This is a genomic window from Halorubrum sp. FL23 (assembly GCF_052439115.2).
In the GTDB taxonomy this organism is placed as follows: Archaea; Halobacteriota; Halobacteria; order Halobacteriales; family Haloferacaceae; genus Halorubrum; species Halorubrum persicum.
Genome location: NZ_JBQVRO020000001.1, coordinates 316,968 through 343,211, shown reverse-complemented (window position 1 = coordinate 343,211; position 26,244 = coordinate 316,968). Strand labels below are relative to the sequence as shown.

Below are 26,244 nucleotides of genomic sequence, written 5' to 3'. Positions count from 1 at the left end.
GGCGGCGCCGGCTCGGCGTGCCCTGGCTGACGCGGCTCGGCCGGCGCGCTCTGGGCCGCCGCCCGGCCTCGGGCCGAAGAGATAAACCCCCGCTCGACGACCGGAGTGACGTATGCGAGTACACGTCATCGGTCTCGGGGGCGCGGGCGGTCGGATCGCCGACCGGCTCGTCGCCGACGGCGACGGGGACCGGTTCCTGCAGGGCGTCAACGCGTTCGACACCGACGCGAGCGCGCTCGACGCCCTCCGGTCGATCGACGAGTCCCGCCGGTACCGCTTCGGCGACGCGGCCGGCGGTGGCGGGCTCGACGGCGACCTCCACGCGGCCCGGCGGCTCGGCGACGCCCACGCCAGCGAGCTCAGCCGAGCGATGGACGACCAGCAGCCGTCGCTCGCGGAGGCGTTCGTCCTCGTCGTGGGGCTCGGCGGCGGCGCGGGTGCGGGCGTCGCGCCGGCGCTGGCCGAGGAGCTGACGCGGCTCTACGACGTCCCCGTCTACGCCGTCGGACTGCTCCCGACGCCCGCGGAGTCCGAGCGCGGCGAGCCCGAGCCTCCCCACACGAGCGGGTCCGGGGACGACGCCGAGGGGCGACCTCCGGAGCGCCCCCTCGCGGAGAAGAACGCGGCGCGGACCCTCGACGCGCTGTCGGAGCGGTGCGCGGCGGTCTTCCCGTTCGACAACGACGCGTGGCTCCGTCCGGGCGAGACGATCGCCGACGCCCGCGACCGACTGAACGCCGTCGTCGCCGATCGGATGGCGGCGCTGTTCGGCGCCGGGGAAGCCGACGACGCGGAGTCGACGCCCCAGCAGGTGCTCGACGCGAGCGACGTGGCGCGCGCGGTCGGAGACGACGGGGAGATCGCCGCCATCGGCCACGCGACGCAGGCGGTCGAGCCGCCCGAGTCGGGGTCGCGGTTCGGGCTCGGGCTGTTCGGCGCCTCGGAGCCGGCGGACGTGGACACGAGCGAAGCGGTGTCGGCGATCGAGACGACGATCCGCAAGGCGGCTCGCGGGAAAAACACCGTCGAGGTACCGGACGGGCGGGCGGACCGGACCCTGCTCGTGGTCGGCGGGCCGCCGGCGTGGCTCAACCGCGAGGCGATCGCCGACGGGCGGCGGTGGCTCGCCGACGAGACCGGCTCCGGCGCGATTCTGAGCGGCGACGCCCCGGTCCCGGGCGGCGACGAGGTGTTCGCGCTGGTCGTGCGTTCGGGGGTCGACGAACCGCCTCGCGTCCGGGAGATCCGGGAGTCGATCGCGTGATGGGGTCCCGGCTCCGCCCGACCCGAACTCGTTAACCGCGTGAGGCGCCCAGTACGCCCGTGACAACCCACGCCGACCTCGGGCTCGACCTCGACGTGCGCGACACGGACGCGGTCGCCGACCGGCGCGACGAGATCGTCGCCGCCGTGCGGGACCACGCGGGAACGATCGCCTATCAGCTCGCGCGGCTGCAGGGCGGCGACTACGGGCGACAGGAGCTGTCGACGCCGGGCGGGACGTGGACCGTCAAACACGAGGCCGGCGAGCTGGAGTTCCTGCTGTTCTCGCCGAAGTCGGGGTCGGACGTGTACGTGATATCGACGAAGCAGCCGCCCGAGCCGGCCGATCTGGCGACCGCGCTCGACGACTACGCGAACTTCGTCGCGGCGTGGAACGAGTGGGTAGATTCGCTCTCGGGCGTCCTCGACGGCGTGAGCGCCGAGTTCCCCGAACCGGCCTCGACCGACGGAATCGTCGCCGAGCGCGACCGCGTGCTGGACCGCGTGCGCGACACCTGCTCGGTCATGGCCGGCGAGATCTACCGCTACGAGGGCGACGACTACGGGACGTTCACCGCTCGCGTCGACGGCGATCGGTGGGAGCTGAAGTGGGACGAGGGGACCGTCTCGTACCTCCGCGTCGGCGGATCGGGCGGTCTCTACCTGCTCTCGCAGTACGAGGCGCCGTCGGCGGCCGACGTGCGCGAGTACGCCGACTCGTTCCGCGGGTTCGTCGACGCGTACAACGAGTTCGTCGCCGAACTGGAGAGCGACTTGGCGAGCGTCGAACGCTGAGAGCGTCGCCCGGACGTAGCGGCCCGCCGTCTCGGTCATCCCCGCGGAGGGTGGCTCCGATCATATGCATGTGCGTGCGTATTTATTGCTTCGATGTGGGAATATTTATGCAGTAACGTCGGGTATCGCCGCGTATGTCGATCACGTTACCGGGGCCGACGCTCGGTGTCGTCGGCGGCGGACAGCTCGGTCGGATGATGGGCGAGGCGGTCGCGCCGCTCGGCGTCGAGGTCGTCGTGCTCGATCCGACGCCCGACTGTCCGGCCACCCCCGTCGTCAGCGACCAGATCGTCGGCGGCTTCGACGACGCCGACGCGATCCACGAACTGGCGAGCCGCGCCGACGCCCTGACGTTCGAGATCGAGCTGGCCGACCCGGACCTGATGGCCGAGGCGGCCGCCGAACACGACGTGCCCGTCCATCCCGACCCGGACACACTCCGTACTATTCAGGATAAACTGGTGCAGAAGGAGGCGCTGGTCGACGCCGGGATCCCGGTTCCGGAGTTCGCCGCGGTCGCCACCGCCGGGGGGCTCGAACGCGTCGTCGAGGAGTTCGGCGGCGCCATGCTGAAGGCCCGCGAGGGGGGGTACGACGGGCGCGGGAACGTCCCGGTCGAGACGCCCGACGAGGCCGCCGCCGCGCTCGACGCGATCGGCGGGGCCGCGATGGCGGAGGAGCTCCTCGACTTCGAGCGCGAGATCGCCGTGATGGGCCTGAAGGGAGCCGACGGCGAGACCCGAACGTACCCCGTCACGGAGACGATCCACCGCGAGGAGATCCTCCGCGAGAGCGTCGCCCCGGCCCGGACCGACGACGCGATCGTCGCCGAGGCCGAGTCGGTCGCGCGCGACGTGCTCGACGTGCTCGACGGTCGGGGGGTGTTCGGGATCGAACTGTTCGAGAGTCGGGACGGCGAGGTGCTCGTCAACGAGATCGCGCCGCGACCGCACAACTCGGGCCACTGGACCATCGAGGGCGCGCGGACCTCGCAGTTCGAGAACCACGTCCGGGCCGTCCTCGGCTGGCCCCTCGGCCCGACCGACCTCGTCGCGCCGGCGGTCACGGCGAACGTGCTCGGGGATACCGAGGAGACGCGCCCCGCGACGCTGTCGGGCGTCGACGACGTCCTCAGAGCGCCCGAGGCCGACTTCCACTGGTACGGGAAAGCCGACGTGCGCCCGCTCCGGAAGATGGGCCACCTGACCGCGACACTCGAAGCCGGCGGAGACGACGGCGCCGCCGACCGCGACGACCTCCTCTCGCGGGCGCGAGCCCTCCGCGACGGGCTGACGTTCCGGGACGCGTAGTCGCGGGCCGGCGACCCTGTCCGCGCGTACCCCTCAGGAGAGGACCACCAATCGCCCGCCTCCGGTCCCCGTCGCTACCGACGCGAACAGCCTCCCGTCGGCGGCGGTGACGTAGCTCGCGCCGCCGTCGACATCGTGCTCGAACCGCGTCTCTCCGAGGCGAACGGACCGGAAACCGACCCCGCCGTCGACGCCGATCCCGTGGAGTCGCTCTCCGCCGACGTAGATCGTGTCACCGACGAGCGCCGGCGGCGTCGGTCGAACGGCGTTGCCGATCTCCGTCTGCCACGCGCGGGTCCCGTTCTCGGCGCTCAGCGCGTACAGCCGCCCGCCCGAGGCCGCGAACACTCCCTCGTGGCCGACCGCTATTCCCCCTTCGACGAACCCGCGAAGGTCGGCACGCCACTGCGGGGTTCCGTTCGGGTCGAAACAGCGGACCGAGCCGTCTCCGCCGCCGACCACCACGTCGCCCGATCCCCGTATCGACTCGTCGTCCGGCCCGCGAGACGCGACGACGGTCGGTGCGGTACGAATCCCGGCGTCGACGGTCCGGTTCCAGCGCACTCGCCCCTCGTCGTCGACCGCGTACAGCTCCCCGCCAGCGGTCGCGGCGTAGACGGCCCCGTACACCGACGCCTGCGCGCGGGCGACGGCACGTCGGACGATCCCGTCGAGCCGGCGTTCCCACTGTCGTTCGCCCGTCGCGCCGTCGAACGCCCGGAGGGACTCGCCGGCGCCGATCACGACCCGATGGCCGTCTCCACGCTCGACGAGAAGGGGCGTCGTCTCGCCGAAGACGTACTCGAACGCTCGGCTCCACAGCCGCTCACCGGTGTCGAGGTCGCGCGCGACCAGCGTGTCGCTCTCCGGGACGTACGCAACGCCGTCCGCGACCGCCGGCGCCCCGGTGTAGCGAAACGCGTCGTTGCCGTCGGGAGCGACGCTCCAGCGCGGGGTCAGGTCCTCGCGATCGAGCGCAACCACGTCCACGCCGGTGTTTAGGAGCACTGTCCCGGCGGTCACGACCGGGTCGCCGGCCGGGGTCCCGTCGAACTCGTGCGTCCGGTCGACGGTCGGGTCGTCGCGCGGCGCGACGCCGTTCGGCACCGCCCGCGAGTTCCAGTCGTTGCCGCCGCCGGCCGGCCAGTCGTACGTCTCGTCGGTGCCGGGGTCGCCGTCGAACCCGCCGAGACACCCGGCGGTAGCCGTCACTCCGATCGCGCCGAGCCCGGCGAGCAACGCGCGTCTGGAGGGCATGTTCGTCCGACGGTTCGGCGACCGATCCCTTCGGATTTGCGGTCGCTGAGAGCCAGTCGGCGACGCGCAGGTCGGTCCGCAGACCGGCACGATTTACAACCCAGCTCGTGTCACCCACGCCCATGACGACTGTCGAAGACCTGATCGACCGGCTCGAAGCGGAGGCGGCGGCCGACGCCGCCCCCGAGACCACCCCGGACGTGGGGATCATCATGGGGTCCGATTCCGACCTCCCCGTCATGGAGGGCGCCTACGACGCGCTCGACGAGCTCGGGTTCGCGGAACAGACGGAGTTCCACGACGCCCCCGACGCGCGGTTCACCTACGAGAGCTACGTCGTGTCGGCGCATCGGACGCCGGAGCTCATGTACGCCTACGGGGAGACCGCGGCGGCCCGCGGGCTCGACGTCATCGTTGCGGGCGCGGGCGGGAAGTCCGCCGACCTCCCGAACATGACCGCCTCCGTCGCCTACCCGATCCCCGTGATCGGCGTCCCGGTCCAGGAGAAGTCGGTCGACTCCGTCATCGGGATGCCGACCGGGGCGCCGATCGTCGCGGTCGACGCCGGCAAGTCGTACAACGCCGCCCTGTCGGCCGCGCAGGTGCTCGCGCGCGAGCACGACGCCGTCGAGGAGCGGCTGATCGGTCTCCACGACGAGCAGAAGGCGGGCGTCGCGGACGTGTCGGCCGGTCTCCACGACCTCGGCATCGACGGCTTCCGGGAGCGCGACGCGTCGGAGTAGCGGCGAGAAACCCAGCGGGCATCGGATCCCGATCGCCGCTCCGGACCGCTCGCCGGCGTTTTCGGAGACGTGGGGGCGTTGCGGTGAAGACTCAACGCTTATGAGGGGGCGGTCCAAATCCTCGCACGTTACGGAGACCTATATGAGCGATTGGATAGCGATCGGCGCCTTGGCGGCCGTCGGCCTGCTCATCCCGCTGGGGATGATGTCGGTGTCGGCGTTGCTCCGTCCGAGTGTGCCTGAGACCGGTAAAAGTACCACCTACGAGTCCGGCGAGACCCCGACGGGCGGGACGCGGATCCGGTTCAACATCCAGTACTACATGGTCGCGCTGTTGTTCGTCGTGTTCGACATCGAGACCGTGTTACTGTTCCCGTGGGCCGTCATCTACCGTCCGGCGATCAGCGCTGGCGTGCCGATGATCGACCTGCTGTGGCCGATGTTGGCCTTTGTCGGAGTCCTCGCGATCGGGCTCGTCTGGGCGTGGCGCTCTGGGGCGATCAGCTGGGCCCGGAGTCCCCGCGCGACCAGCCGAAAGACGGAGCGTGACCTCAACCAATGAGCAGCGATCAACCATTCATCACCGACGAATCGCAAGTCGTAACCGAGACCCGCGACGCCCGGATGACCGGGCAGGGGGACCGGTTTAACTCCCGGCTCCGGGAGGCGTTCGGCTCCTCGCCGTTCATCCTCACCAAGTTCGACAAGTTCCTGAACTGGTGTCGCGGCTCCTCGATGTTCATGCTGCAGTTCGGCATCGCCTGCTGCAGCATCGAAATGATGCACACCTACGCGGTGAAACACGACCTCGACCGCTTCGGGTCGGGCGTCCCCCGCGCGTCGCCGCGACAGGCCGACGTGATGATCGTCCCCGGGACGATCGTCTCGAAGTTCGCGCCGCGGATGAAGCGCGTCTACGACCAGATGCCCGAGCCGAAGTTCGTGGTCGGCATGGGCTCGTGTACCATCTCCGGCGGTCCGTTCCAGGAGGGGTACAACGTGATCAAAGGCGCCGAGGAGGTCATCCCGATCGACATCCACGTCCCCGGCTGCCCGCCTCGCCCCGAGGCGCTCGTCTACGGCGTCGTGAAGCTGCAGGAGCGCGTCGCCAACGGCGAGGCCGCGCCCGTCACCGTCAAGCCGTACGAGCTGGAGGAGTTCTCCGACCTCGAACGCGACGAGCTCGTCGACAAGCTCGCCGACCAGATTGACGACGACGAACTCGTCATGCGGTACAACTTCGCTGATTCGCCATGAGCCTCGAACGACCAGATTCCGTCGACGACGGCGCCGTCGAGCGCACTCCGGACGAGCTGGAGGCGCTCCTGGGCGACCTCGTCGTCGACCGCGACGACCACCTGAACGCGCCCGGGTTCGTGATCCGGCCCGACACCGTTCAGGAGACGCTCTCGATCCTGAAAGAGCAGGCGGGGTACGACCACCTCTCGGTGGTCTCCGCACAGGAGTACGAGAACCGCTACGAATCGATCTACCACCTGAAGAAGTTCGACGACCCGACCCAGGAGGTCAGCGTCGTCGTCCCCGCGGACAAGGACAACCCCGTCTCCGAATCCGCCGAGCCGGTGTTCCGCACGGCGGACTGGCACGAGCGGGAGGCGTACGACCTGATCGGCATCGAGTACGACGATCACCCCGACCTGCGCCGGATCCTCTTGCCCGAGACGTGGCAGGGCCACCCGCTCTCGATGGACTACGACAAGGACCGGCCGCAGATCGCCACGTTGCCGGAGCACGCGAACCCGCTCCAGGAGCACCACAAGGACGCCGAGTCCGACACGATGTTCCTCAACATCGGGCCGCACCACCCGGCGACCCACGGCGTGCTCCACCTGAAGACGACGCTCGACGGCGAGCAGGTCATCGACGTCGAGCCCGACATCGGCTACCTCCACCGCAGCGAGGAGCAGATGGCCCAGAACGGGACGTACCGGCACCAGATCATGCCGTACCCCGACCGCTGGGACTACATCTCGGCGGGCCTGCTCAACGAGTGGGCGTACGCCCGCGCGGCCGAGGACCTCGCCGACATCGAGGTGCCCGAGTACGCGCAGGTGATCCGCACGATGGGCGCGGAGATGTGCCGGATCGCCGCGCACATGCTCGCGCTCGCCACCTTCGCGCTCGACATCAACGGCGACTTCACGGCGACGTTCATGTACGCCATCAACGACCGCGAGCGCGTCCAGAACCTCTTGGAGGATCTGACGGGGCAGCGGCTGATGTTCAACTACTTCCGTCTCGGCGGGGTCGTCTGGGACCTCCCCGAGCCCCGCGAGGAGTTCTTCTCGAAGACCCGCGACTTCCTCGACCAGCTCCCGGAGTCCATCGAGGAGTACCACAACCTCATCACCTCCAACGAGATCTTCCAGATGCGGACGATCGATACCGGGGTTCTCCCCCCGGAGGTGGCGAAGAACTACGGCGCGACCGGTCCCGTCGCCCGCGGGTCGGGCGTCGACTACGACCTGCGCCGCGACGACCCGTACGGCTACTACGACGAGCTCGACTGGGACGTGATCACCGAGGACGGCTGCGACAACTTCAGCCGCCTCCTCGTCCGGATGCGCGAGGTCGAGGAGTCCGCGAAGATCATCGAGCAGTGCGTCGACCTGCTCGAGGACTGGCCCGAAGACGAGCGGAACATCCAGGCGAACGTGCCGCGCACGCTGCGCCCGGACGACGACACGGAGATCTACCGCGCCGTCGAGGGGGCGAAGGGCGAACTCGGCATCTACATCCGCGCGGACGGCACCGACAAACCCGCCCGCTTCAAGATCCGCTCACCGTGCTTCTCGAACCTCCAGACGCTCCCGGAGATGGCAAACGGGGAGTACATCCCCGACGTGGTCGCCGCGCTCGGTAGCCTGGACATCGTGCTCGGGGAGGTGGACCGCTGATGGGGACGGCGCCCGCACAGCTGTTCCCCGAGTTCCTCGTCGACACGTTCGGGATCGACAGCATCCTCGGCGATGTCGTGGCCTCCCTGATCGGGGCGGCGCTCGTCGCCAACATCATCCTCGCGTTCTCCGGCGTCGCCGGGCCGTGGGCGAAGCGGAAGATCACCGCCGCGTTCACCGACCGTATCGCGGTCGACCGGATCGGGCCCTACGGGCTGCTCATCATTCCGGCGGCGGCGGTCCAGCTGCTCGCGAAGGAGCTCATCATCCCCGAAGGCGTCGACCGCCCGACGTGGGACATCGCCCCGATCATCCTGCCGGCGTCGGCGATGCTCGGGTTCTCCGTCATTCCGATGGGGCATATCGGGCCGCTGAACATCCATCTCGCCGATCCCGAAGTCGGACTGGCGCTGGTGTTCGCGTTCGCGTCCATCGCCTCGGTCTCCCTGGTGATGGCCGGCTACGCGTCGAACAACAAGTACTCGCTGCTCGGCGGCCTCCGCGCCGTCGCACAGAACCTCGCGTACGAGATCCCGCTCATCGTCACCGCGATGTCCGTCGTGATCTTCGCGGGGACGCTTCAGATAAGCGGGGTCGTCGGGGCGCAGACGGAGACGCTCGTGACGATCGCCGGGGTCTCGATCCCGGCGTGGTTCGCGTTCGTGAACCCGTTCGCGTTCGTGCTGTTCCTCACGGCGAACATGGCGGAGATCGGCCGGAACCCGTTCGACATCCCCGAAGCGCCGACCGAGATCGTCGCCGGGTACCAGACGGAGTACTCCTCCGCGTACTTCGTCCTGTTCTACCTCGGCGAGTTCGTCCACATCTTCCTCGGCGGTGCGATCCTCTCCGTGGTCTTCCTCGGCGGCGCGTCCGGTCCGGGCCCGGAGAGCATCAGCTTCATCTGGTTCGTGGTGAAGGTCTGGGGCTTCTTCCTGTTCACGCAGTGGGCCCGTGCGGCGATACCTCGTGTCCGGATCGATCAGCTGATCGAGATCGGCTGGAAGGGAATGCTCGTGCTGTCGTTCGCGAACCTGGTGCTCACGGCCGTAATCGTGGGGGTGATCGCGTAATATGATTGGACTCATGAAATCCATGGCGACGACGATGAAGCACGCGCTGGACGGGAAGACGTTCACGGTGGAATACCCGGAGGAAGCGCCCGAGGTCAGCCCGCGCTTCCGCGGCGTCCACAAGTTCAGTCAGGAGCGGTGCATCTGGTGCCGCCAGTGCGAGAACGTCTGCCCGAACGACACGATTCAGATCGTGCAGGACGAGCAGCGCAACGGCGAGCAGTACAACCTCCACATCGGCCAGTGCATCTACTGCCGGCTCTGTGAGGAGGTCTGCCCGGTCGACGCGATCCTCCTGACACAGAACTTCGAGTTCACCGCGGACACGAAGGACGACTTCGTGTTCAACAAAGAACAGCTCAAGAACGTCCCGTGGTACAAGGGAATCGACCCGCTGGAGTCCCGGAACCCCGATCGCGGCGCGTGGATCGGGGAGGGAGACGGCGAGGTCGACTACCAGTAGCGGGCGCGTCTCGAAATCTTCAAAGGGACTCTCATAGGAGACACACACAATGGTTTATGCTACCATCGCGTTCGGGCTGTTCGCCGCGGTCACGCTGGCGTTCGGCCTCGGGGTCGTCCTGGCGCGCGACGTGTTCCACGCCGCGTTGCTTCTGGGCGGTGCCCTGACGAGCGTTGCGGTGCACTACGTGATGCTGCAGGCGGAGTTTATCGCCGCCATGCAGATCCTCGTCTACGTGGGCGGGGTCTTGATTCTCGTCACGTTCGCCGTGATGCTCACGCGATCGGACACGGAAACGGAGGTGAATAGCGCATGAGTAACGATGGCTCCCGGAGCCGCGGGCGTCTCGTGCCCGCAATTGCGGTCGGACTCCTGTTCGTCATCATGGCCCTGACCGCGCTGTCGGCCGAATTCGGCGCGGTCGGGGGCTTCCCGGCGGACGCGTCAATCGTCCACAACATCGGGTACGCCCTCTTCAACCTCGGCGAGTACGAGCTCGGCTCGGTGCCGTCCGAGGGCTTCCTGGCGGCGTTCCTGATCGCGGCTGTCGCACTCGACGTGGCCGTCGACGGCGCCGTCTACCTGGCGAAACGCGAGGAGGACGGTTCCATCGTCGCCGCGGTGGGCAAGGCGCTTACTGACGGCGGGCAAGAGGGGGGTGAGCGGAAATGACCGCTGTCGCCGCTTCGATACCGCCCCAGTGGTACCTGCTGCTCGCCACCGCCGTGTTCTGTATCGGCCTGTTCGGCGTGCTCACGCGGAACGACGCGCTGTACTTCCTGATGAGCGTCGAGCTCATGATGAACGCCGCGAACATCAACTTCGTCGCGTTCGCGCTGTACTACGGTGACCTCACGGGACAGGTGTTCGCGCTGTTCGTCATCGCGCTCGCGGCCGCAGAGGTCGCGATCGGGATCGGCATCATCCTCGTGTTGTACCGCAACTTCGGCGTCACCGACGTGACCGTTCCAACGGAGATGAGGTGGTAACATGATAGACGTGTTCTCATACGTTCCGGCGATCGTTCTCCTCCCGTTCTTCTCGTTCCTGGTCGCCCTCGGTGTCGGCAAACACCTTCCGAAGGGCGGCGCCTTCGGCGGCATCGCGGCGACGGCGGGATCGTTCCTGCTCTCGCTGTGGGTGCTCGCGACGGTCGCGGGCGGGGAGGCGGCGAACCGTACGCTCTACACGTGGTCCGACGCAGGCGGGATCGGTCCGACGGACATCGAACTGTCCTTCGGGATCCTGATCGACCCGCTGTCGGCGCTCATGCTCGTCATCGTGACGCTCGTGGCGCTTCTGGTCCACGTGTTCTCGCTCGGCTACATGAACGACGAGGGCGAGACGGGGCTCCCCCGGTACTACGCCGGGCTCGGGCTGTTCTCGGCCTCGATGCTCGGATTCGTCGTCGCCGACAACCTGCTGATGGCGTTCATGTTCTTCGAGCTGGTCGGGCTCTGCTCGTACCTGCTCATCGGGTTCCACTTCCGAGAGCCCGGGCCGCCGTCGGCGGCGAAGAAGGCGTTCCTCGTCACCCGGTTCGGTGACTACTTCTTCCTGATCGGCGTCGTCGCCGTGCTCGCGACGTTCGGCACGGCGCAGTTCGCCGGTGAGGGGTCGTTCCCGGCGCTCGCCGAGGCGGCGCTCAACGGCTCCGGATCGGTCGCATGGACGCCCGGCGGAGTCGAACTGCAGACGTGGCTCACGGTCGTCGGCCTGCTCGTGTTAGGCGGCGTCGTCGGGAAGTCCGCGCAGTTCCCGCTCCACACGTGGCTCCCCGACGCGATGGAGGGCCCGACGCCCGTCTCCGCGCTGATCCACGCCGCGACGATGGTGGCGGCCGGCGTCTACCTCGTCGCGCGCATGTACGGGTTCTACGCGCTGTCGCCGACGGCGCTCGCGATCATCGCCTTCATCGGCGGCTTCACCGCGCTGTTCGCGGCGACGATGGGGCTCGTGAAAGACGAGCTGAAGCAGGTGCTCGCGTACTCCACCATCTCGCAGTACGGCTACATGATGCTCGCGCTCGGCGCGGGCGGGTACGTGGCCGCGGTCTTCCACCTGACCACCCACGCCTTCTTCAAGGCCCTGCTGTTCCTCGGCGCCGGTGCGGTCATCATCGCGATGCATCACAACGAGGACATGTGGGACATGGGGGGGCTCAAATCGAAGATGCCGGTGACGTACTACACGTTCCTCGCCGGTTCGCTCGCGCTCGCGGGCATCTTCCCGTTCGCCGGCTTCTGGTCGAAAGACGAGATCCTCTACGAGGCGCTCGTGCACGGCCTCAACGACCCGCTGCTGCTCGGCGGCTACCTGATGGGGCTGCTCGCGGTGCCGGTCACCGCCTTCTACACCTTCCGAATGGTGTTCCTGACGTTCCACGGCGAGCCCCGGAGCGCGACCGCTCGCGACCCCGAACCCGTTCGCTGGAACGTGAAGGGGCCGCTGACGGTGCTGGGCGTGCTCGCGGTGGTCACCGGATTCATCAACATGGTGCCGGTCCAGAAGGTGCTCGGAGTGGAGGGGATCGACCTGCTCCACCTGTGGCTCGACAACCATTGGGGCGGCATCGACGGCCTCTCCTCGCACCACTACGCGGACATCGGTCCGTACAGTAGCGGGTATCTCGTCGGCGGCGAGGTCGGTACGGTGCTCGTCGGCGCGGCCGTCTCGCTCGGCCTGGCGCTGGGCGGGCTCCTCGTTGCTTGGCGGCTCTACAACGTTCCGTCGCCGACGGAGCACACGGCGAAGCTCGGCGGGATCAAAGACGTGCTGTACAACAACTACTACTTGGACGAACTGCAGGTATGGCTCGCGTATCGCACCGAAGACGTCGCCGGCGGCGCTAACACCTTCGATCAGGGGATCATCGACGGCGTCGTCAACGGCGTCTCGTCGGTGAGCCTCTTCGGCGGGAGCCGAGTTCGCCGGCTCCAGAGCGGCGTGGTGTCGCAGTACGCCACGCTGCTCACGCTGGGGCTCGTCGCGCTGCTGCTCGCGCTCGGCGTGAGCGGGGGGTGGTTCCTATGATGATCGAAGCCCTCATCGGGTTCACGTTCGTGGCCGCGCTCCTCGTGCTGCTCGCTCCGGACGAGTGGGCGGGGCGACTCGCGTTCGCGTTCAGCCTGCTCCCGTTCGCCGGGGCGCTGTACCTCTGGTCCGGCTTCGACGGCGCCGGCAACGCCCTCACGGGCGGCGACATCGCGTACGCGACGCAGATCGAGTGGCTGGAGGTCGGCGGTCGGACCGTGTCGTGGTTCGTCGGCGTCGACGGGATCAGCCTCCCGCTCGTCGTGCTCACGACGTTCCTCGTCCCGCTCGCGATCGTGAGCGCGTGGACGCCGATCGACGCCCGCCAGAGTCAGTTCTACGGGCTCATGCTGTTCATGGAGGCGAACCTCCTCGGCGTGTTCACCGCGCTTGACTTCTTCCTCTGGTTCGTCTTCTGGGAGGCCGTCCTCGTGCCGATGTACTTCCTCATCGGCGTCTGGGGCGGTCCCCGTCGGAAGTACGCCGCGATCAAGTTCTTCGTGTACACGAACGCGGCGTCGCTGTTGATGTTCATCGGCTTCATGTCGCTGACGTTCGCGCTCGGCGACACGCAGTCGTTCGCGCTGCCGGAGATCACGCAGGCGATCGCCAGCGGCGGCTTGGAGACGTGGTTCGGCATCTCGCCGGACCGGATCGCGATGATCGCGTTCGTCGCGATGTTCGCCGGCTTCGCGGTGAAGGTCCCGATCGTGCCGGTGCACACGTGGCTCCCGGACGCTCACGTTGAGGCGCCGACGCCGGTGTCGGTGCTGCTGGCGGGCGTCCTCCTGAAGATGGGGACGTACGCGCTGCTCCGGTTCAACTTCACGATGCTCCCGGACCAGGCGTCCGCGCTCGCGGTCCCGATCGCCGCTATCGCCGTCATCAGCGTCATCTACGGCGCGATGCTGGCGCTGGCACAGAAGGATCTCAAGCGGATCGTCGCGTACTCCTCGGTCTCGTCGATGGGGTACGTCATCCTCGGGCTGGTCGTGTTCACCGAGTACGGCGTCGGCGGCGCGACGTTCCAGATGGTCGCGCACGGCCTCATCTCGGGGCTGATGTTCATGGCCGTCGGCGTCATCTACAACGCGACGCACACGCGGATGGTCGGCGACATGTCCGGCATGGCCGACCGGATGCCCGTCGCGGTCGGCATCCTCGTCGCCGGCGCGTTCGGGTACATGGGGCTCCCGCTGATGGCCGGCTTCGCCGGTGAGTTCTTCATCTTCGTGGGCTCGTTCTCCGCTCCGGCGCTGCCGTACGCGCCGCTCTTCACGGCGCTCGCGATGTTCGGTATCGTCATCGTCGCCGGCTACCTGCTGTCGGCGATGCAGAGCACGCTGTTCGGGCCGTTCGAGCTCGAAACCGACTACGAGGTCGGTCCCGCGCCGTTCCACGACGTCGCCCCGCTCGCGGTGCTGCTGGTGGCGATCATCGTGCTCGGCGTGGCGCCCGACATCTTCTTCGAGATGATCCGTGACGCTGCCCTTCCCGTGGTCGAGGGGGTGACTATCAATGGTTAACACGCTACCACAGGTGGCGGCGCTGTTGCCCGTCTTCCTGCTCGCGTTCACCGGGCTCGCGCTGCTGCTCGTCGACACGATCAGCCCCGACGCGCGGTCGAACACCTCGATGGCGGTCGTCGGCGCGCTCGGGTCGCTCGCCGCGCTCGCGGCGAGCGTCTGGCTGGTCGTCTCCGGCACCGGCAGCGCCGACACCGGCGGCGCGATCACCCTGTTCGCCGAGGCGATCAAGGTGGACACGATGGCGCTGTTCTTCACCGCCATCTTCGCGTCCGTGACGGCGCTGGTCGTCGTCGCGGCCCACGACTACTTCCACGACCACGCGAGTCCGGCGGCGTTCTACTCGCTCGTCGTGTTCGCGGCGACCGGGATGGCGCTGCTCGCGGCGGCGAACTCGCTCGCGGTCGTCTTCGTCGCCCTCGAGATGGTGTCGCTGCCGTCGTACGTGCTCGTCGCGTACCTCAAGCAGGACCGCGGGAGCGTCGAGGCGGGGATGAAGTACTTCCTCGTCGGCGCGCTCTCCTCCGCGATTTTCCTGTTCGGGATCTCGCTCGTGTACGCGGCGACCGGCTCGCTGCTGTTCGCCGGCGTCGCCGAGGGGATCGGCTCGCTCGACGGCCTCGCCGGCGTCGCCGGCCTCGGGATCGTGATGATCGTCGGCGGCGTCGCGTACAAGACCGCCTCCGTCCCGTTCCACTTCTGGGCGCCGGAGGCGTACGAGGGCGCGCCCGCACCGGTGAGCGCGTTCCTCTCGTCCGCCTCGAAGGCGGCCGGCTTCGTGGTCGCGTTCCGCCTGTTCACCGAGGCGTTCCCGGTCGGGGCGTCGCTCACCGCCGGCATCGACTGGGTGCTGGCGTTCGGCGTGCTCGCCGCGGTGACGATGACGCTCGGGAACTTCGCGGCGGCCGTCCAGGAGGAGGTCAAGCGGATGCTCGCGTACTCCTCCATCGGGCACGCGGGCTACGTGCTCATCGGCGTCGCGGCGCTGTCACAGAGCGGAAGCGCGAACGACGCCGTGATGGGCGCGGCGATGGCGCACCTGCTCGTCTACGGGTTCATGAACACCGGCGCGTTCCTCTTCGTCGCGATGGCGGAGCGGTGGGGCGTCGGTCGGACCTTCGAGGACTACGCCGGGCTCTCACGGCGCGCGCCGGTCGCGTCCGTCGCGATGGCCGTGTTCATGTTCTCGCTCGCCGGGCTGCCGCCCTTCGCCGGGTTCTTCTCGAAGTACTTCCTGTTCATGGGAGCCATCGATAACGGCTTCCTGTGGCTGGCGGCGTTCGGCGCCGTCAACAGCGTCATCTCGCTGTACTACTACAGCCGAGTCGTGAAGGCGCTGTTCATCGACGACCCCGCCTCGTCGAGTTCGCTGGACGCGATCGACGTGCGGCCGACCGGGCTGTACGCCGCGGTCGTGTTCGCGGCGGTCGCGACGGTGCTTCTCTTGCCCGGCTTCGGCCCGGTCATCGAGACCGCCGAGGCCGCGGCGTCGGCGCTGTTCTAGCGGCCCGGCGCCGCCTCGCGGCGCTTCGGGCACCGCTTTCCGCACCGGTACCCGCAGGTATTAGCGCGTTCGGTCCCGTGGTTCGTCTATGAGTCGCACTCGAACGTACCGCTGTTTGAACTGCCTCGAACACACGGTGAGCCGCGAGTTCGACACCTCGCACCTCTCGGTGACGTGTCCGAACTGCGACTCGTTCGAGCGGTTCGTCAACGAGGCGGTGTACCAGCAGTTTCGGGCGTTCGAAGAGTCGCCGCCGACGGAGATCGACTGGGACCGACTCGATCGGATGGAGAAGCTGGTCGTCGCCGAGCGGCTCGTGCGCTCGACGAAGACGATCGACGACTTTTCGATCGTGAGCGACGACGACGGCGAGGAACGAGGCGACGAGGGTCAGAGTGACGAGGACGAGACGGAGGCTGTCGGCGGCACCGCGGAATCGCCGACCCCTGAGTGAGGGGACGGAGTGCGCTGCCGGGCCGTTAGCGCGCGTACAGCTTCCCGCCGACGAGCGACGCGAGGTCGTCGTCGCTCGGCGTCACCGCCACGTAGGGTCGACCGACGGGCCCGAACACGTCGACGACGCGGCCGACCGTCGCGAGCGACTCGTCGACCACCGACGAGCCGATCCGCGGCGGCTCCGCGCCCGCCTCCGTGCGGGCGATAGCGAGGCCCCCTGCCGTGCGAACGACGGTGCCGACGCGTCGCATCGTCACTCGCGGATGATCCCGAGGTAGGCCGCGATCGCCTGTACGAGGTCGTTTTTCGCGGTGTCTTCGGTGCCTTTGACGACGACCGCGCCTCGCGGTTCGAACTCGCGGGAGTACGTTTTCTCGCGCTCGATCACCGCGTCGTAGCCGACCTGTTGGACCGCCTTCGCGATCTCGTCGACGGTGGGCTCCTCGATCGCGAGGTCCATCGGGACGCGACGCCCCTCGGACCGCGATCGGTCGGCGTCGAAGTACGCGGGATAAACGACGTTCTCGACCATATACCGGAGAGGCGAGCGCGCGGCGTAAGGTCGTTTCGGACCGTCACGAGGTCCTGAACTCGAACCGCGCGCCGCCGGAATCACCGGTGAGCGCGCGCACGTCCCACCCGTGCGCGTCGGCGATCCGCTCCGTGATCGCGAGTCCGAGTCCCGTCCCGTTCTCTTCGGTCGTGAACCCGCTCTCGAACACGCGGTCGCACTCGTCCGTGGGGAGTCCGCAGCCGTCGTCTTCGACGAAGAACCCGCTTTCCGAACCGCCGTCGGCACCGCGGAACGACACCGCCCCGACGTGGACGGTGAGCGCGTCACCGCCGCTCCCGTCGGGTGACTGTCGCCCGTGCTCCGCGCTGTTTCGGAACACGTTCTCCAGCAGCTCGCGCGTCCGGGTCGGGTTCGCGTCGATCGTCACGTCGCCGTCGAAGACGAGATCGGCGTCGTCCGTGTCGACGCTCTCCCACGCGTCTCTCGCGAGCGCGCTGATCGAGACGGATTTCGTTTCGCCGACCGACTCTCCCTGTCGGGCCAGCGAGAGCAGGTCGCCGACGAGCTCGTCCATGCGTCCCAACGCCTCGGTCGCCTTCTCGAGATACTCCGTCTCGCCGGTCTCGCGGGCGAGGTCGACGTACCCTTCCGCGACGGAAAGGGGGTTCCGGAGATCGTGGGAGACGATGCTCGCGAACTCGTCGAGCCGCTCGTTCTGTCGCTCCAGCGCCGCCTCGTGCTCGCGCCGCTCCGTCACGTCGGTGTAAATGGCGTACCCGGAGACGTTCTCCGCGTCGAGCCGGATCGGGACGACGTGGAGGATGAAGTGTCTGGGCCCCTCCGCGGTCTCGCGGGTCACCTCTCGCCTGACGCTCTCGCCGCGCTGGAGACGCTCGTTGAGATCCGCGGCCTCGGACGCCGCCTCGTCGGTGGTCGGGACGATGTAGTCGTCGACGGACTCGCCGACCACGCGATCCGCGTCGTAGCCGAACGTCTCCTCGAACGCGTCGTTGACCCGGTGAACGATCGGCTCGCCGTCGACGTAGTCGTACGCGATCGCCGGATCGGGAACGTTCGAGAACAGCGCCAGCAGCCGATCGCGTTCTGCCCGTAGCCGCTCGTTGGCATGGTCGAGCGTCGACTCTTCCCTGCGTACGAGCCAGCGGAGCGTCGCGTCGAGGTCAGCCGGCGTGGTCGCGATCGCGTCGACGAGCGGGTCGGTCGCCGGCGGTGCGACGGGGTCGTCGACGAAGGCGACCACGCGGAACGAGCCGCCGCGGTCGCGGACCGCGTCGAGCCCCTCGGCATCGAGGACGACGGCGATGTCCGCGGTCGCGATGTCATCGTCGCCGGGTGCAGACGGAGCGGCGTCGCCGATGGACGCCGCGGAGGCGTCGAACGCGTGCAGTGTGTCGGCCACGTCGGCCGCGTCGCCCGGGTTGCCGGAGAGGACGAGAACAGATCGCCGCCTCCTCGGCTCGGTGTTCACGATGCCGATAAACACCATCTGTGCTCGGATAAAATTTTCTCCAGTCGTCCAGTTTCCCCGGAGAACGGGATTGCGTACCGTCACGGCTGCGGCGCGTGTCTCAGACCCGTCGGCGGAGCGCGTCGGAAGGCACCCCGGAACCCTTTTGACGGAACACGGGTCACGTTCGTGTAATGAGCGACCTCGAAGCGGAGTACCGTCTCGACTACTTCGAAGAGGAGGGGTTCGAGCGGAAGGAGTGCCCCTCCTGTGGCGCGCACTTTTGGACCCGCGACGCCGACCGCGAACTGTGCGGTGAGCCGCCCTGTGAGGACTACAGCTTCATCGACGACCCGGGATTTCCGGAGGCCCATTCGCTGTCGGAGATGCGAGAGGCGTTTCTCTCCTTCTTCGAAGAGCACGACCACGAGCGGATCGACCCGTACCCGGTCGCGGCGAACCGCTGGCGCGACGACGTGCTCCTGACCCAGGCGTCGATCTACGACTTCCAGCCGCTGGTCACGTCCGGCCAGACGCCGCCCCCCGCGAACCCCCTCACCATCTCTCAGCCCTGCATCCGGATGCAGGACATCGACAACGTCGGCAAGACGGGCCGACACACGATGGCCTTCGAGATGATGGCCCATCACGCGTTCAACACGCGCGAGGAGGTCGACGAGGACGAGTACGCCTACCACGGCGAGGTGTACTGGAAAGACGAGACCGTCGAGTACTGTGACGAGCTGTTCGAGAGCCTCGGCGCGGACCTCGACGAGATCACCTACATCGAGGACCCGTGGGTCGGCGGCGGGAACGCCGGGCCCGCCATCGAGGTCATCTACAAGGGCGCCGAACTGGCGACGCTCGTCTTCATGTGCATGGAGCGCGACCCCGACGGCGACTACGAGATGAAGGACGGGCACACGTACTCGTTCATGGACACGTACATCGTCGACACCGGGTACGGGCTCGAACGGTGGACGTGGATGAGCCAGGGGACGGCGACGGTGTACGAGGCGGTGTACCCCGACGCGATCGACTTCCTCAAGGAGAACGCGGGGATCGACTACGACGACGAGGAGCAGGCGATCGTCCACCGCGCCGCGAAGCTCTCCGGCCGGCTCGACATCGACGATGTCGACGACGTGGAGGCCGCCCGCGGCGAGATCGCCGATCGGCTCGACGTCGAGGTCGACCGGCTCCGCGAGCTGGTCGAGCCGCTCGAGTCGATCTACGCGATCGCCGACCACTCGCGGACGCTCGCGTACATGTTCGGCGACGGGATCGTCCCCTCGAACGTCGGGACGGGATACCTCGCTCGGATGGTGCTTCGGCGCACGAAGCGGCTCGTCGACGAGGTCGGCGTCGACGCCCCGCTCGACGAGCTGGTCGACATGCAGGCCGATCGGCTCGGCTACGAGAACCGCGACACGATCCGCGAGATCGTCCGCACCGAGGAACGGAAGTACCGCAAGACGCTCGAACGCGGCTCTCGGAAGGTGGAGTCGCTCGCGGACGAGTACGCCGGCACGGGCGAGCCGATCCCGACGGAGGCGCTGTTGGAGCTGTACGACTCCCACGGGATCCAGCCCGACATGGTCGCCGACATCGCCGCCGAGCGCGGCGCGACCGTCGACGTGCCGGACGACTTCTACGCGCTCGTCGCCGACCGCCACGAGGAGGAGGACGGCGACGAGTCGGACGGGGACCGCGACAGCCGGCTCGACGACCTCCCCGAGACGGAGAAGCTGTTCTACGACGACCAGGGGCGCACCGAGTTCGAGGCCGTCGTCCTCGACGTGTTCGATCGCGAGGAGGGGTACGACGTGGTGTTGGACCAGACGATGTTCTACCCGGAGGGCGGCGGCCAGCCCGCCGACCGCGGGCAGCTCACCGCCGGCGAGACGACCGTCGACGTGGTCGACGTACAGGAGCGCGACGGCGTCGTGCTTCACCGCACCGACGCCGATCCGGGCAAGGGGGAGTTCGTCAAGGGACAGGTCGACGGCGACCGCCGTGATCGGCTCCGCGCCCACCACACGGCGACTCACCTGATCGGCCACGCGGCCCGCGAGGTGCTCGGCGAACACGTCCGGCAGGCGGGCGCTCAGAAGGGGATCGACTCCTCCCGGCTCGACGTCCGCCACTTCGAGCGGATCACCCGCGATCAGGTCAAAGCGATCGAGCGCGTCGCCAACGATCTCGTCCGCGACGACGTGCCGGTGCGTCAGGAGTGGCCCGACCGCAACGAGGCGGAGGCGGAACACGGCTTCGACCTCTATCAGGGCGGGGTTCCCCCGGGAACGAACGTCCGCCTGATCCACGTCGGCGACGCCGACGTGCAGGCCTGCGCCGGCACTCACGTCGAACGGACCGGCGAGATCGGCGCGGTGAAGGTGTTGAAAACGGAGCCCGTGCAGGACGGCGTCGAGCGGATCGTGTTCGCCGCGGGCGGCGCGGCGGTCGAGGCGACACAGCGCACCGAGGACGCGCTGTACGACGCCGCCGACGCGCTCGACGTCGACCCGCTCGACGTGCCCGAGACGGCGGAGCGGTTCTTCGACGAGTGGAAGGCGCGCGGGAAGGAGATCGAGTCGCTCAAAGAGGAGCTCGCGGCGGCGCGCGCCTCCGGCGGCGCCGACGCCGAGGAGGTCGATGTCGGCGGCGTGACCGCGGTGATCCAGCGCCTCGACGGCGACGCCGACGAGCTGCGCGCGACCGCGAACGCCCACGTCGACGACGGGAAGGTCGCGGTCGTCGGCAGCGGGGCGGACGGCTCCGCGAGCTTCGTGGTCGGCGTTCCCGACGGCGTCGACGTGAACGCCGGACAGGTGGTCTCCGAACTCGCGGCGCGCGTCGGCGGCGGCGGCGGCGGCCCGCCGGACTTCGCTCAGGGCGGCGGCCCGGACGCCGGCGCGCTCGACGATGCGCTGGAGGCGGCGCCGGACGTCCTTCGCAACCTGCAGGAGGCCTAGCGAACCACCGCTCTCCATGCCCCACGCCAACAACGCCGGCGTCGAGATCCGGTACGAGGTAGACGCCCCCGACGCGGGCGACCCCGACGAGGCGGTCGTGTTCTGTGGCGACGTGGGGCTCGGCGCGTGGCAGTTCGGCTGGCAACACGCCGCGCTCGCCGGACCGCACACGGTGATCACGCCCGAAACGCGGGGCGTCGGCCGGTCGGACGCGCCGCCGGGGCCGTACGCGGTCGAGGACCTCGCGAGCGACGTTGACGCGGTGTGTGCCGCGGAAGGCGTCCGGAACGCCCACCTCGTCGGGTACGGGCTCGGCGGCATGGTCGCGCTCGCGTACGCGCTCGCCTCGTCGCGCCCGGCGAGCCTCTCGGTGATCGGGACCCCGCCCGCGGGCGACGCCTACAACCCCGACGGCGTGTGGGCCGACCCGTCGACGCCGTCGTCGGTGAAGGGGTCGCTGAACGGGCTCCTCTCGGAGCCGTTCCGAGAGCGGCATCCCGACGTGCTCTCGCGGATCGTCGAGTGGCGGCTCGGCGAAGACGCCGGTCGCGAGACGTTCGAGGCTCACCGCGCCGCGGTCGAGGGGTTCGACGTTTCGGACCGGCTGTACGAGCTCACGACGCCGACCCTCGTCGTCCACGGGACCGAGGACGCGGTCTGTCCGAAGCCGGCAGCGGAAGGGCTCGCCGAGGGACTCCCGCGCGGGGAGCTCCATGCAGTCCCGGGCGCGCGCCACCTCGTCGGCGTGGAGGCGTCCGCCGCGGTCAACGACGCCCTCGTCGGTTGGCTCGCGGAGCACGCCGCGGACCCCTTCTCGGGGTGAGCGCGGTCGTCACCCGACCGAACCCGCCGCTCGCCGACGCCGGTAGCGCTTCCCGCCGCCGCAACCGTTTTTGCTCCGTCGCGTCTCGGGGCGTCCAATGACACGCCTCCGGTTCGCCCTGCTGAACGCCGCCCACGAGGGCGCGAACACCCGTCGGAACTTCCGGCGGGAGCTCGACGCCGACCTCGTCGAGTTCTCCGTCAGCGACGGGCACCTGCCCGACCACACCGAGTTCGACGGGGTCGTGGTCACCGGGTCGCGCTCCTCCGTCTACTGGGACGAGGCGTGGATCCCGCCCCTCGTCGACTACGTCGCCGAAGCCGCGGAGGCCGGCCTTCCGGTGCTCGGCGTCTGTTACGGCCACCAGGTGGTCGCCGAGGCGCTCGGCGGGCGCGTCGCCGGTATGGACGAGTTCGAGATCGGATACAACGAGGTGCGCCACCGCGGCGACGACGAGCTGTTCGCGGGGGTCGACGAGGCGTTCACCGTCTTCACGACCCACGGCGACACGGTCACAGAGCTTCCGCCGAACGCGACCCTGCTCGCCGAGAACGACCACGGCGTCCACGCGTTCCGTGACGGCCACTGCTGGGGCGTCCAGTTCCACCCCGAGTACGACCTCGACACGGCGCGAGAGGTCACGGAAGGGAAACGCGAGCGCCTCGGCGACGCCCGCGTCGACGCGGTGTTGGCCGAGATCACGCCCGAGGCCTACGACGCCGCCTGCGAGGCGAAGCCGCTGTTCGACAACTTCGTCGCGTACGCCCGGCGGCTGCGGGCCGATCGCGGGTCGGTCGCGGCGGCGGACGACTGATTCACCGGGGAATTCGCCGCCGACGTGGACGCCGTCCGGTCGAACACGCTTATACGGTTCCCGCCCGGACTCACGGTATGAACGTAGTACCGGACACCAGTGCGGTCGTGGACGGCCGCGTGTCCGAACGCGTCGAGGACGGGACCTACGCGGCGGCGACGGTGCTCGTCCCGGAGGCCGTCGTCGGCGAGCTGGAGTCGCAGGCCAACGACGGGCTGGAGTCGGGGTGGGACGGGCTGAGCGAGCTCAAGCGGCTCGCCGACTTCGCCGACGACGGGACGATCGAACTGGAGTACGTCGGCGAGCGCGCCGACGGCGACGCCCGATCGCACGCCCACGAGGGCGACGTGGACGCGCTGATCCGCGATACTGCGGCCGACCGCGACGCCACGCTCCTCTCCAGCGATGTCGTGCAGGCCGAGGTCGCCCGCGCGAAGGGGATCGACGTCGAGTACGTCGAGCCGGTGGCCCGCGGCGTCGTCGACGAGCTGCCGATACAGGAGTTTTTCACCGAGGAGACGATGTCGGTCCACCTCAAGACGGGGACCGTTCCGAAGGCGAAGCGCGGGGCGCTCGGCGAGATGCGCTACGTCGAAATCGCGGACGACCCCACCGACGAGGCGCAGATGCGCGAGTGGGCCAACTCGATCGTCGACTTGGCGCGCCAGTCGAACGAGGGGTTCATCGAGCTCTCCGACGACGGGATGGATATCGTCCAGTTCCGGAACTACCGGATCGCGGTGGCGCGACCCCCGTTCGCCGACGGCTTCGAGATCACCGCCGTCCGGCCTATCGCGAAGACGGACCTCGACGACTACGAGTTCGCCGACGAACTGCGCGACCGGTTCGCGGAGCGGAAGCGCGGCGTGCTCATCTCCGGGTCGCCCGGCGCCGGGAAGTCGACGTTCGCGCAGGCGGTCGCGGAGTTCCTGAACGACAGCGACTACGCAGTGAAGACGATGGAGAAGCCGCGCGACCTTCAGGTCGGCCCGGAGATCACGCAGTACGGCGCGCTCGGCGGCGAGATGGAGAACACCGCGGACTCGCTGCTCCTCGTTCGGCCCGATTACACGATCTACGACGAGGTCCGGAAGACGAACGACTTCGAGGTGTTCTCGGACATGCGGATGGCCGGCGTCGGGATGGTCGGCGTCGTCCACGCCTCGCGCGCCATCGACGCGCTCCAGCGGCTCGTCGGCCGCGTCGAACTCGGGATGATCCCGCAGATCGTCGACACCGTCGTCTACATCGAGGCCGGCGAGGTCCACACCGTCTACGACGTGGCGACGGAGGTGAAGGTGCCGGCGGGACTCACCGCCGAGGACCTCGCACGCCCGGTCATTCAGGTGTCGAACTTCGAGACGGGGCGCCCCGAATACGAGATCTACACGTTCAACCGGCAGGTCGTCACGGTTCCGCTGAACGAAGACGGCGGCGAGGCCGAGTCCGAAACGGGCGTCGGTCGGATCGCGAAACAGGAGATCGAACGCGAGATCAAGTCGGTCGCACACGGCCACGTCGACGTCGAACTCAAGGGGAACGACGAGGCGGTGGTGTACGTCTCCGAAGGCGACATCGGCACCGTCATCGGCAAGGGCGGCGGCCGCATCAGCGACATCGAGAACCGGCTGGGGATCGAGATCGACGTCCGCACGCACGACGAGAAACCCGGCGGCCGCGGGGGCGGGTCGGGCGGCGATGGGCGCGGCGCGAACGGGCAGGGCGGACAGGTCGGCGAGGAGCGCGGCACCGTCGTGACCCCCGAGATAACCTCCCGGCACGTCGTCATCGACGTCGACGCCGGCGTCGGCGAGACGGTCGAGGTGCGCGCGGACGGCGAGTACCTCTTCACCGCCACCGTCGGCCGCGGCGGCGAGGTCCAGGTGTCTCGCGGCTCCGCGATCGCCGAGGAGCTCGAGGACGCGATCGACCGGAAACGCACGGTGACGGTCGTTCCGGCTCGCTGAGCTTCGCGCCGGCTCGCTGACCGTCCGGGTTCCGTGCCCGCCTCGGGTGAGACTGCCGGGGGTCGTCACCGGGGCACCCGCAAACCGGAGCGGCTGAATGCCGTCGCGCGACGCGGATCGGTTCGACGATCGTCGTACAAGTTCCTCCTGAAAGATAACGCTTTTTTGGTGGTGGTCGGAAGGTCACAGCATGTCAGACGAGTTAAAGCGCGGGCTCGAAGGCGTCCTCGTCGCGGAGTCGGATCTGAGCTACGTCGACGGTGAGGTCGGCAAGCTCGTGTACCGTGGCTACGACATCGAGGACCTCGCGCGCGGCGCGAGCTACGAAGAGGTGCTGTACCTTCTCTGGCACGGGTCGCTTCCGACACGCGACGAACTCGACGCCTTCACCGCGGACCTGGCCGCCGAACGCGCCGTCGACGACGGCGTGCTCGATACCGTTCGGACGCTCGCCGACGCGGGCGAACGCCCGATGGCCGCCCTGCGGACCGCGGTCTCCATGCTGTCGGCGTACGAGCCCGAGGAGGACGCGGACCCCGCGGACCTCGACGCGACGCTCCGGAAGGGTCGCCGGATCACGGCAAAGATCCCGACGATCCTCGCCGCCTTCGAGCGCGCCCGGCAGGGCGAAGACCCGGTCGCACCCGACCCGGAACTGTCGCACGCCGCGAACTTCCTCTACATGCTCACCGGAACCGAGCCCGACGAGGTGAGCGCCGAGACGTTCGATATGGCGCTGACGCTCCACGCCGACCACGGGTTCAACGCCTCGACGTTCACGGCGATCGTGATCGGCTCGACGATGGCGGACGTGTACTCCGGCGTCACCGGCGGGATCGGCGCGCTCTCGGGCCCCCTCCACGGCGGTGCGAATCAGGACGTGATGGAGGTGCTTCAGGAGGTCGACTCCTCCGACAAGGACCCGGTGCAGTGGGTGAAAGACGCCCGCGAGGACGGGCGCCGCATCCCCGGCTTCGGCCACCGCGTCTACAAGGTGAAGGACCCCCGCGCGAACATCCTCGAGGAGAAGCTCCGCGACCTCTCGGAGTCGTCCGGCGACACGAAGTGGCTCGACTACACCACCGCGATCGAGGAGTACCTCACCGACCAGGGGCTGCTCGACAAGGGGATCGCCCCGAACGTCGACTTCTACTCCGGCTCCGTCTACGACTCGCTCGGCATCCCGGTCGACATGTACACCCCCATTTTCGCGATGAGCCGCGTCGGCGGCTGGATCGCCCACGTCGTCCAGTACCAGGAGGACAACCGCCTCATCCGCCCGCGGGCGCGGTACACGGGCCCCACGGAGTCCGAGTTCGTCCCGATCGACGATCGGTGAGGC

25 protein-coding genes are annotated in these 26,244 nt (G+C 68.8%); 21 read left to right on the top strand and 4 right to left on the bottom strand.

Features of this window, described 5'->3' with window-relative positions; all coding sequences use genetic code 11:
• The first annotated feature begins 112 nt into the window (after positions 1-112).
• The 3 genes from ACT4MF_RS01740 to ACT4MF_RS01730 all read left to right on the top strand — a co-directional run bounded on the left by ACT4MF_RS01740 (position 113) and on the right by ACT4MF_RS01730 (position 3,368).
• Positions 113-1,264 (top strand): FtsZ/tubulin family protein, encoded by a 1,152-nt coding sequence (locus ACT4MF_RS01740; protein WP_444681540.1) that lies wholly within the window; start codon positions 113-115, stop codon positions 1,262-1,264.
• Positions 1,265-1,323: 59 nt separating this feature from the next.
• Positions 1,324-2,058 carry a profilin-fold protein gene (locus tag ACT4MF_RS01735; protein WP_444681539.1) on the top strand — a complete coding sequence of 245 codons (735 nt, stop codon included), beginning with the start codon at positions 1,324-1,326 and terminating at the stop codon, positions 2,056-2,058.
• 134 nt (positions 2,059-2,192) lie between these two features.
• The gene (locus ACT4MF_RS01730) at positions 2,193-3,368 is read left to right on the top strand and encodes a 5-(carboxyamino)imidazole ribonucleotide synthase (protein WP_099254711.1); all 1,176 of its coding nucleotides are present in this window, start codon (positions 2,193-2,195) and stop codon (positions 3,366-3,368) included.
• A gap of 33 nt (positions 3,369-3,401) precedes the next feature.
• On the opposite strand, the gene ACT4MF_RS01725 is transcribed toward ACT4MF_RS01730, so the two are convergent.
• On the bottom strand, positions 3,402-4,625 hold the full coding sequence (locus ACT4MF_RS01725) for a PQQ-binding-like beta-propeller repeat protein (protein WP_444681538.1): 1,224 nt from the start codon (positions 4,623-4,625) through the stop codon (positions 3,402-3,404).
• 122 nt (positions 4,626-4,747) lie between these two features.
• Here ACT4MF_RS01725 and purE point away from each other — a divergent pair, with 122 nt between their 5' ends.
• The 13 genes from purE (at position 4,748) to ACT4MF_RS01660 (ending at position 16,339) form a co-directional block, all read left to right on the top strand.
• Positions 4,748-5,368, top strand: coding sequence for a 5-(carboxyamino)imidazole ribonucleotide mutase (gene purE, locus ACT4MF_RS01720; RefSeq protein WP_444681537.1), 621 nt, complete (start codon positions 4,748-4,750; stop codon positions 5,366-5,368).
• Positions 5,369-5,510: 142 nt separating this feature from the next.
• The gene (locus ACT4MF_RS01715) at positions 5,511-5,930 is read left to right on the top strand and encodes an NADH-quinone oxidoreductase subunit A (protein WP_099254753.1); all 420 of its coding nucleotides are present in this window, start codon (positions 5,511-5,513) and stop codon (positions 5,928-5,930) included.
• A complete protein-coding gene (locus ACT4MF_RS01710; RefSeq protein WP_006113007.1) occupies positions 5,927-6,625 on the top strand; it encodes an NADH-quinone oxidoreductase subunit B in 699 nt (232 codons plus the stop codon). The genes ACT4MF_RS01715 and ACT4MF_RS01710 overlap by 4 nt, the downstream gene beginning before the upstream one ends.
• Complete coding sequence (locus ACT4MF_RS01705) at positions 6,622-8,286, top strand: NADH-quinone oxidoreductase subunit D (RefSeq protein WP_099254714.1); 1,665 nt, start codon at positions 6,622-6,624, stop codon at positions 8,284-8,286. The genes ACT4MF_RS01710 and ACT4MF_RS01705 overlap by 4 nt, the downstream gene beginning before the upstream one ends.
• A complete protein-coding gene (locus ACT4MF_RS01700) occupies positions 8,286-9,359 on the top strand; it encodes a complex I subunit 1/NuoH family protein (protein WP_099254715.1) in 1,074 nt (357 codons plus the stop codon). Before ACT4MF_RS01705 ends, ACT4MF_RS01700 begins: the two co-directional genes overlap by 1 nt.
• A gap of 1 nt (position 9,360) precedes the next feature.
• Positions 9,361-9,822, top strand: a complete 462-nt coding sequence (locus ACT4MF_RS01695) for a NuoI/complex I 23 kDa subunit family protein (protein WP_099254716.1) — start codon at positions 9,361-9,363, stop codon at positions 9,820-9,822.
• Between the two features lie 49 nt (positions 9,823-9,871).
• Positions 9,872-10,138, top strand: a complete 267-nt coding sequence (locus ACT4MF_RS01690) for an NADH-quinone oxidoreductase subunit J (protein WP_004049822.1) — start codon at positions 9,872-9,874, stop codon at positions 10,136-10,138.
• Complete coding sequence (locus ACT4MF_RS01685; RefSeq protein ID WP_099254717.1) at positions 10,135-10,494, top strand: hypothetical protein; 360 nt, start codon at positions 10,135-10,137, stop codon at positions 10,492-10,494. The genes ACT4MF_RS01690 and ACT4MF_RS01685 overlap by 4 nt, the downstream gene beginning before the upstream one ends.
• A complete protein-coding gene (gene nuoK / locus ACT4MF_RS01680; protein ID WP_099254718.1) occupies positions 10,491-10,811 on the top strand; it encodes an NADH-quinone oxidoreductase subunit NuoK in 321 nt (106 codons plus the stop codon). The genes ACT4MF_RS01685 and nuoK overlap by 4 nt, the downstream gene beginning before the upstream one ends.
• 1 nt (position 10,812) lies before the next feature.
• Entirely contained in the window at positions 10,813-12,855 is a 2,043-nt protein-coding gene (nuoL, locus tag ACT4MF_RS01675; RefSeq protein WP_444681536.1) for an NADH-quinone oxidoreductase subunit L, read from the top strand.
• On the top strand, positions 12,852-14,381 hold the full coding sequence (locus ACT4MF_RS01670) for a complex I subunit 4 family protein (protein WP_180271730.1): 1,530 nt from the start codon (positions 12,852-12,854) through the stop codon (positions 14,379-14,381). Before nuoL ends, ACT4MF_RS01670 begins: the two co-directional genes overlap by 4 nt.
• Complete coding sequence (locus tag ACT4MF_RS01665) at positions 14,374-15,885, top strand: NADH-quinone oxidoreductase subunit N (protein ID WP_444681535.1); 1,512 nt, start codon at positions 14,374-14,376, stop codon at positions 15,883-15,885. The genes ACT4MF_RS01670 and ACT4MF_RS01665 overlap by 8 nt, the downstream gene beginning before the upstream one ends.
• A gap of 88 nt (positions 15,886-15,973) precedes the next feature.
• On the top strand, positions 15,974-16,339 hold the full coding sequence (locus ACT4MF_RS01660) for a hypothetical protein (protein ID WP_444681534.1): 366 nt from the start codon (positions 15,974-15,976) through the stop codon (positions 16,337-16,339).
• Between the two features lie 25 nt (positions 16,340-16,364).
• On the opposite strand, the gene ACT4MF_RS01655 is transcribed toward ACT4MF_RS01660, so the two are convergent.
• From ACT4MF_RS01655 to ACT4MF_RS01645, 3 genes are read right to left on the bottom strand one after another with little or no spacing between them, the layout of a single operon-like run.
• Positions 16,365-16,592: an H/ACA ribonucleoprotein complex subunit GAR1 gene (locus ACT4MF_RS01655; protein WP_099254754.1), complete on the bottom strand. Its 228-nt coding sequence runs from the start codon at positions 16,590-16,592 to the stop codon at positions 16,365-16,367.
• A gap of 2 nt (positions 16,593-16,594) precedes the next feature.
• Complete coding sequence (gene srp19 / locus ACT4MF_RS01650; protein WP_444681533.1) at positions 16,595-16,873, bottom strand: signal recognition particle subunit SRP19; 279 nt, start codon at positions 16,871-16,873, stop codon at positions 16,595-16,597.
• A gap of 43 nt (positions 16,874-16,916) precedes the next feature.
• Complete coding sequence (locus ACT4MF_RS01645) at positions 16,917-18,362, bottom strand: ATP-binding protein (protein WP_444681532.1); 1,446 nt, start codon at positions 18,360-18,362, stop codon at positions 16,917-16,919.
• 155 nt (positions 18,363-18,517) lie between these two features.
• Here ACT4MF_RS01645 and alaS point away from each other — a divergent pair, with 155 nt between their 5' ends.
• The 5 genes from alaS (at position 18,518) to citZ (ending at position 26,241) form a co-directional block, all read left to right on the top strand.
• Complete coding sequence (alaS, locus tag ACT4MF_RS01640; RefSeq protein ID WP_444681531.1) at positions 18,518-21,298, top strand: alanine--tRNA ligase; 2,781 nt, start codon at positions 18,518-18,520, stop codon at positions 21,296-21,298.
• A gap of 16 nt (positions 21,299-21,314) precedes the next feature.
• Positions 21,315-22,121, top strand: a complete 807-nt coding sequence (locus tag ACT4MF_RS01635) for an alpha/beta fold hydrolase (protein WP_099254726.1) — start codon at positions 21,315-21,317, stop codon at positions 22,119-22,121.
• A 97-nt stretch (positions 22,122-22,218) separates the two neighbouring features.
• Complete coding sequence (locus ACT4MF_RS01630) at positions 22,219-22,935, top strand: type 1 glutamine amidotransferase (RefSeq protein ID WP_444681530.1); 717 nt, start codon at positions 22,219-22,221, stop codon at positions 22,933-22,935.
• Between the two features lie 77 nt (positions 22,936-23,012).
• Entirely contained in the window at positions 23,013-24,902 is a 1,890-nt protein-coding gene (locus ACT4MF_RS01625; protein WP_444681529.1) for a PINc/VapC family ATPase, read from the top strand.
• 190 nt (positions 24,903-25,092) lie between these two features.
• Complete coding sequence (citZ, locus tag ACT4MF_RS01620; protein WP_444681528.1) at positions 25,093-26,241, top strand: citrate synthase; 1,149 nt, start codon at positions 25,093-25,095, stop codon at positions 26,239-26,241.
• Positions 26,242-26,244 lie beyond the last annotated feature (3 nt).

What these genes read in the sequence shown, in the direction of transcription:
- ACT4MF_RS01635 (WP_099254726.1), top strand. Translation starts at nt 21,315, where the DNA reads ATGCCCCACGCCAACAACGCCGGCGTCGAGATCCGGTACGAGGTAGAC.
- citZ (WP_444681528.1), top strand. Translation starts at nt 25,093, where the DNA reads ATGTCAGACGAGTTAAAGCGCGGGCTCGAAGGCGTCCTCGTCGCGGAG.
- ACT4MF_RS01630 (WP_444681530.1), top strand. Translation starts at nt 22,219, where the DNA reads ATGACACGCCTCCGGTTCGCCCTGCTGAACGCCGCCCACGAGGGCGCG.
- nuoK (WP_099254718.1), top strand. Translation starts at nt 10,491, where the DNA reads ATGACCGCTGTCGCCGCTTCGATACCGCCCCAGTGGTACCTGCTGCTC.
- purE (WP_444681537.1), top strand. Translation starts at nt 4,748, where the DNA reads ATGACGACTGTCGAAGACCTGATCGACCGGCTCGAAGCGGAGGCGGCG.
- ACT4MF_RS01710 (WP_006113007.1), top strand. Translation starts at nt 5,927, where the DNA reads ATGAGCAGCGATCAACCATTCATCACCGACGAATCGCAAGTCGTAACC.
- ACT4MF_RS01695 (WP_099254716.1), top strand. Translation starts at nt 9,361, where the DNA reads ATGATTGGACTCATGAAATCCATGGCGACGACGATGAAGCACGCGCTG.
- ACT4MF_RS01715 (WP_099254753.1), top strand. Translation starts at nt 5,511, where the DNA reads ATGAGCGATTGGATAGCGATCGGCGCCTTGGCGGCCGTCGGCCTGCTC.
- ACT4MF_RS01665 (WP_444681535.1), top strand. Translation starts at nt 14,374, where the DNA reads ATGGTTAACACGCTACCACAGGTGGCGGCGCTGTTGCCCGTCTTCCTG.
- ACT4MF_RS01660 (WP_444681534.1), top strand. Translation starts at nt 15,974, where the DNA reads ATGAGTCGCACTCGAACGTACCGCTGTTTGAACTGCCTCGAACACACG.
- ACT4MF_RS01725 (WP_444681538.1), bottom strand. Translation starts at nt 4,625, where the DNA reads ATGCCCTCCAGACGCGCGTTGCTCGCCGGGCTCGGCGCGATCGGAGTG.
- ACT4MF_RS01655 (WP_099254754.1), bottom strand. Translation starts at nt 16,592, where the DNA reads ATGCGACGCGTCGGCACCGTCGTTCGCACGGCAGGGGGCCTCGCTATC.
- ACT4MF_RS01730 (WP_099254711.1), top strand. Translation starts at nt 2,193, where the DNA reads ATGTCGATCACGTTACCGGGGCCGACGCTCGGTGTCGTCGGCGGCGGA.
- alaS (WP_444681531.1), top strand. Translation starts at nt 18,518, where the DNA reads ATGAGCGACCTCGAAGCGGAGTACCGTCTCGACTACTTCGAAGAGGAG.
- ACT4MF_RS01625 (WP_444681529.1), top strand. Translation starts at nt 23,013, where the DNA reads ATGAACGTAGTACCGGACACCAGTGCGGTCGTGGACGGCCGCGTGTCC.
- ACT4MF_RS01705 (WP_099254714.1), top strand. Translation starts at nt 6,622, where the DNA reads ATGAGCCTCGAACGACCAGATTCCGTCGACGACGGCGCCGTCGAGCGC.
- ACT4MF_RS01740 (WP_444681540.1), top strand. Translation starts at nt 113, where the DNA reads ATGCGAGTACACGTCATCGGTCTCGGGGGCGCGGGCGGTCGGATCGCC.
- srp19 (WP_444681533.1), bottom strand. Translation starts at nt 16,873, where the DNA reads ATGGTCGAGAACGTCGTTTATCCCGCGTACTTCGACGCCGACCGATCG.
- nuoL (WP_444681536.1), top strand. Translation starts at nt 10,813, where the DNA reads ATGATAGACGTGTTCTCATACGTTCCGGCGATCGTTCTCCTCCCGTTC.
- ACT4MF_RS01700 (WP_099254715.1), top strand. Translation starts at nt 8,286, where the DNA reads ATGGGGACGGCGCCCGCACAGCTGTTCCCCGAGTTCCTCGTCGACACG.
- ACT4MF_RS01670 (WP_180271730.1), top strand. Translation starts at nt 12,852, where the DNA reads ATGATGATCGAAGCCCTCATCGGGTTCACGTTCGTGGCCGCGCTCCTC.
- ACT4MF_RS01685 (WP_099254717.1), top strand. Translation starts at nt 10,135, where the DNA reads ATGAGTAACGATGGCTCCCGGAGCCGCGGGCGTCTCGTGCCCGCAATT.
- ACT4MF_RS01690 (WP_004049822.1), top strand. Translation starts at nt 9,872, where the DNA reads ATGGTTTATGCTACCATCGCGTTCGGGCTGTTCGCCGCGGTCACGCTG.
- ACT4MF_RS01645 (WP_444681532.1), bottom strand. Translation starts at nt 18,362, where the DNA reads ATGGTGTTTATCGGCATCGTGAACACCGAGCCGAGGAGGCGGCGATCT.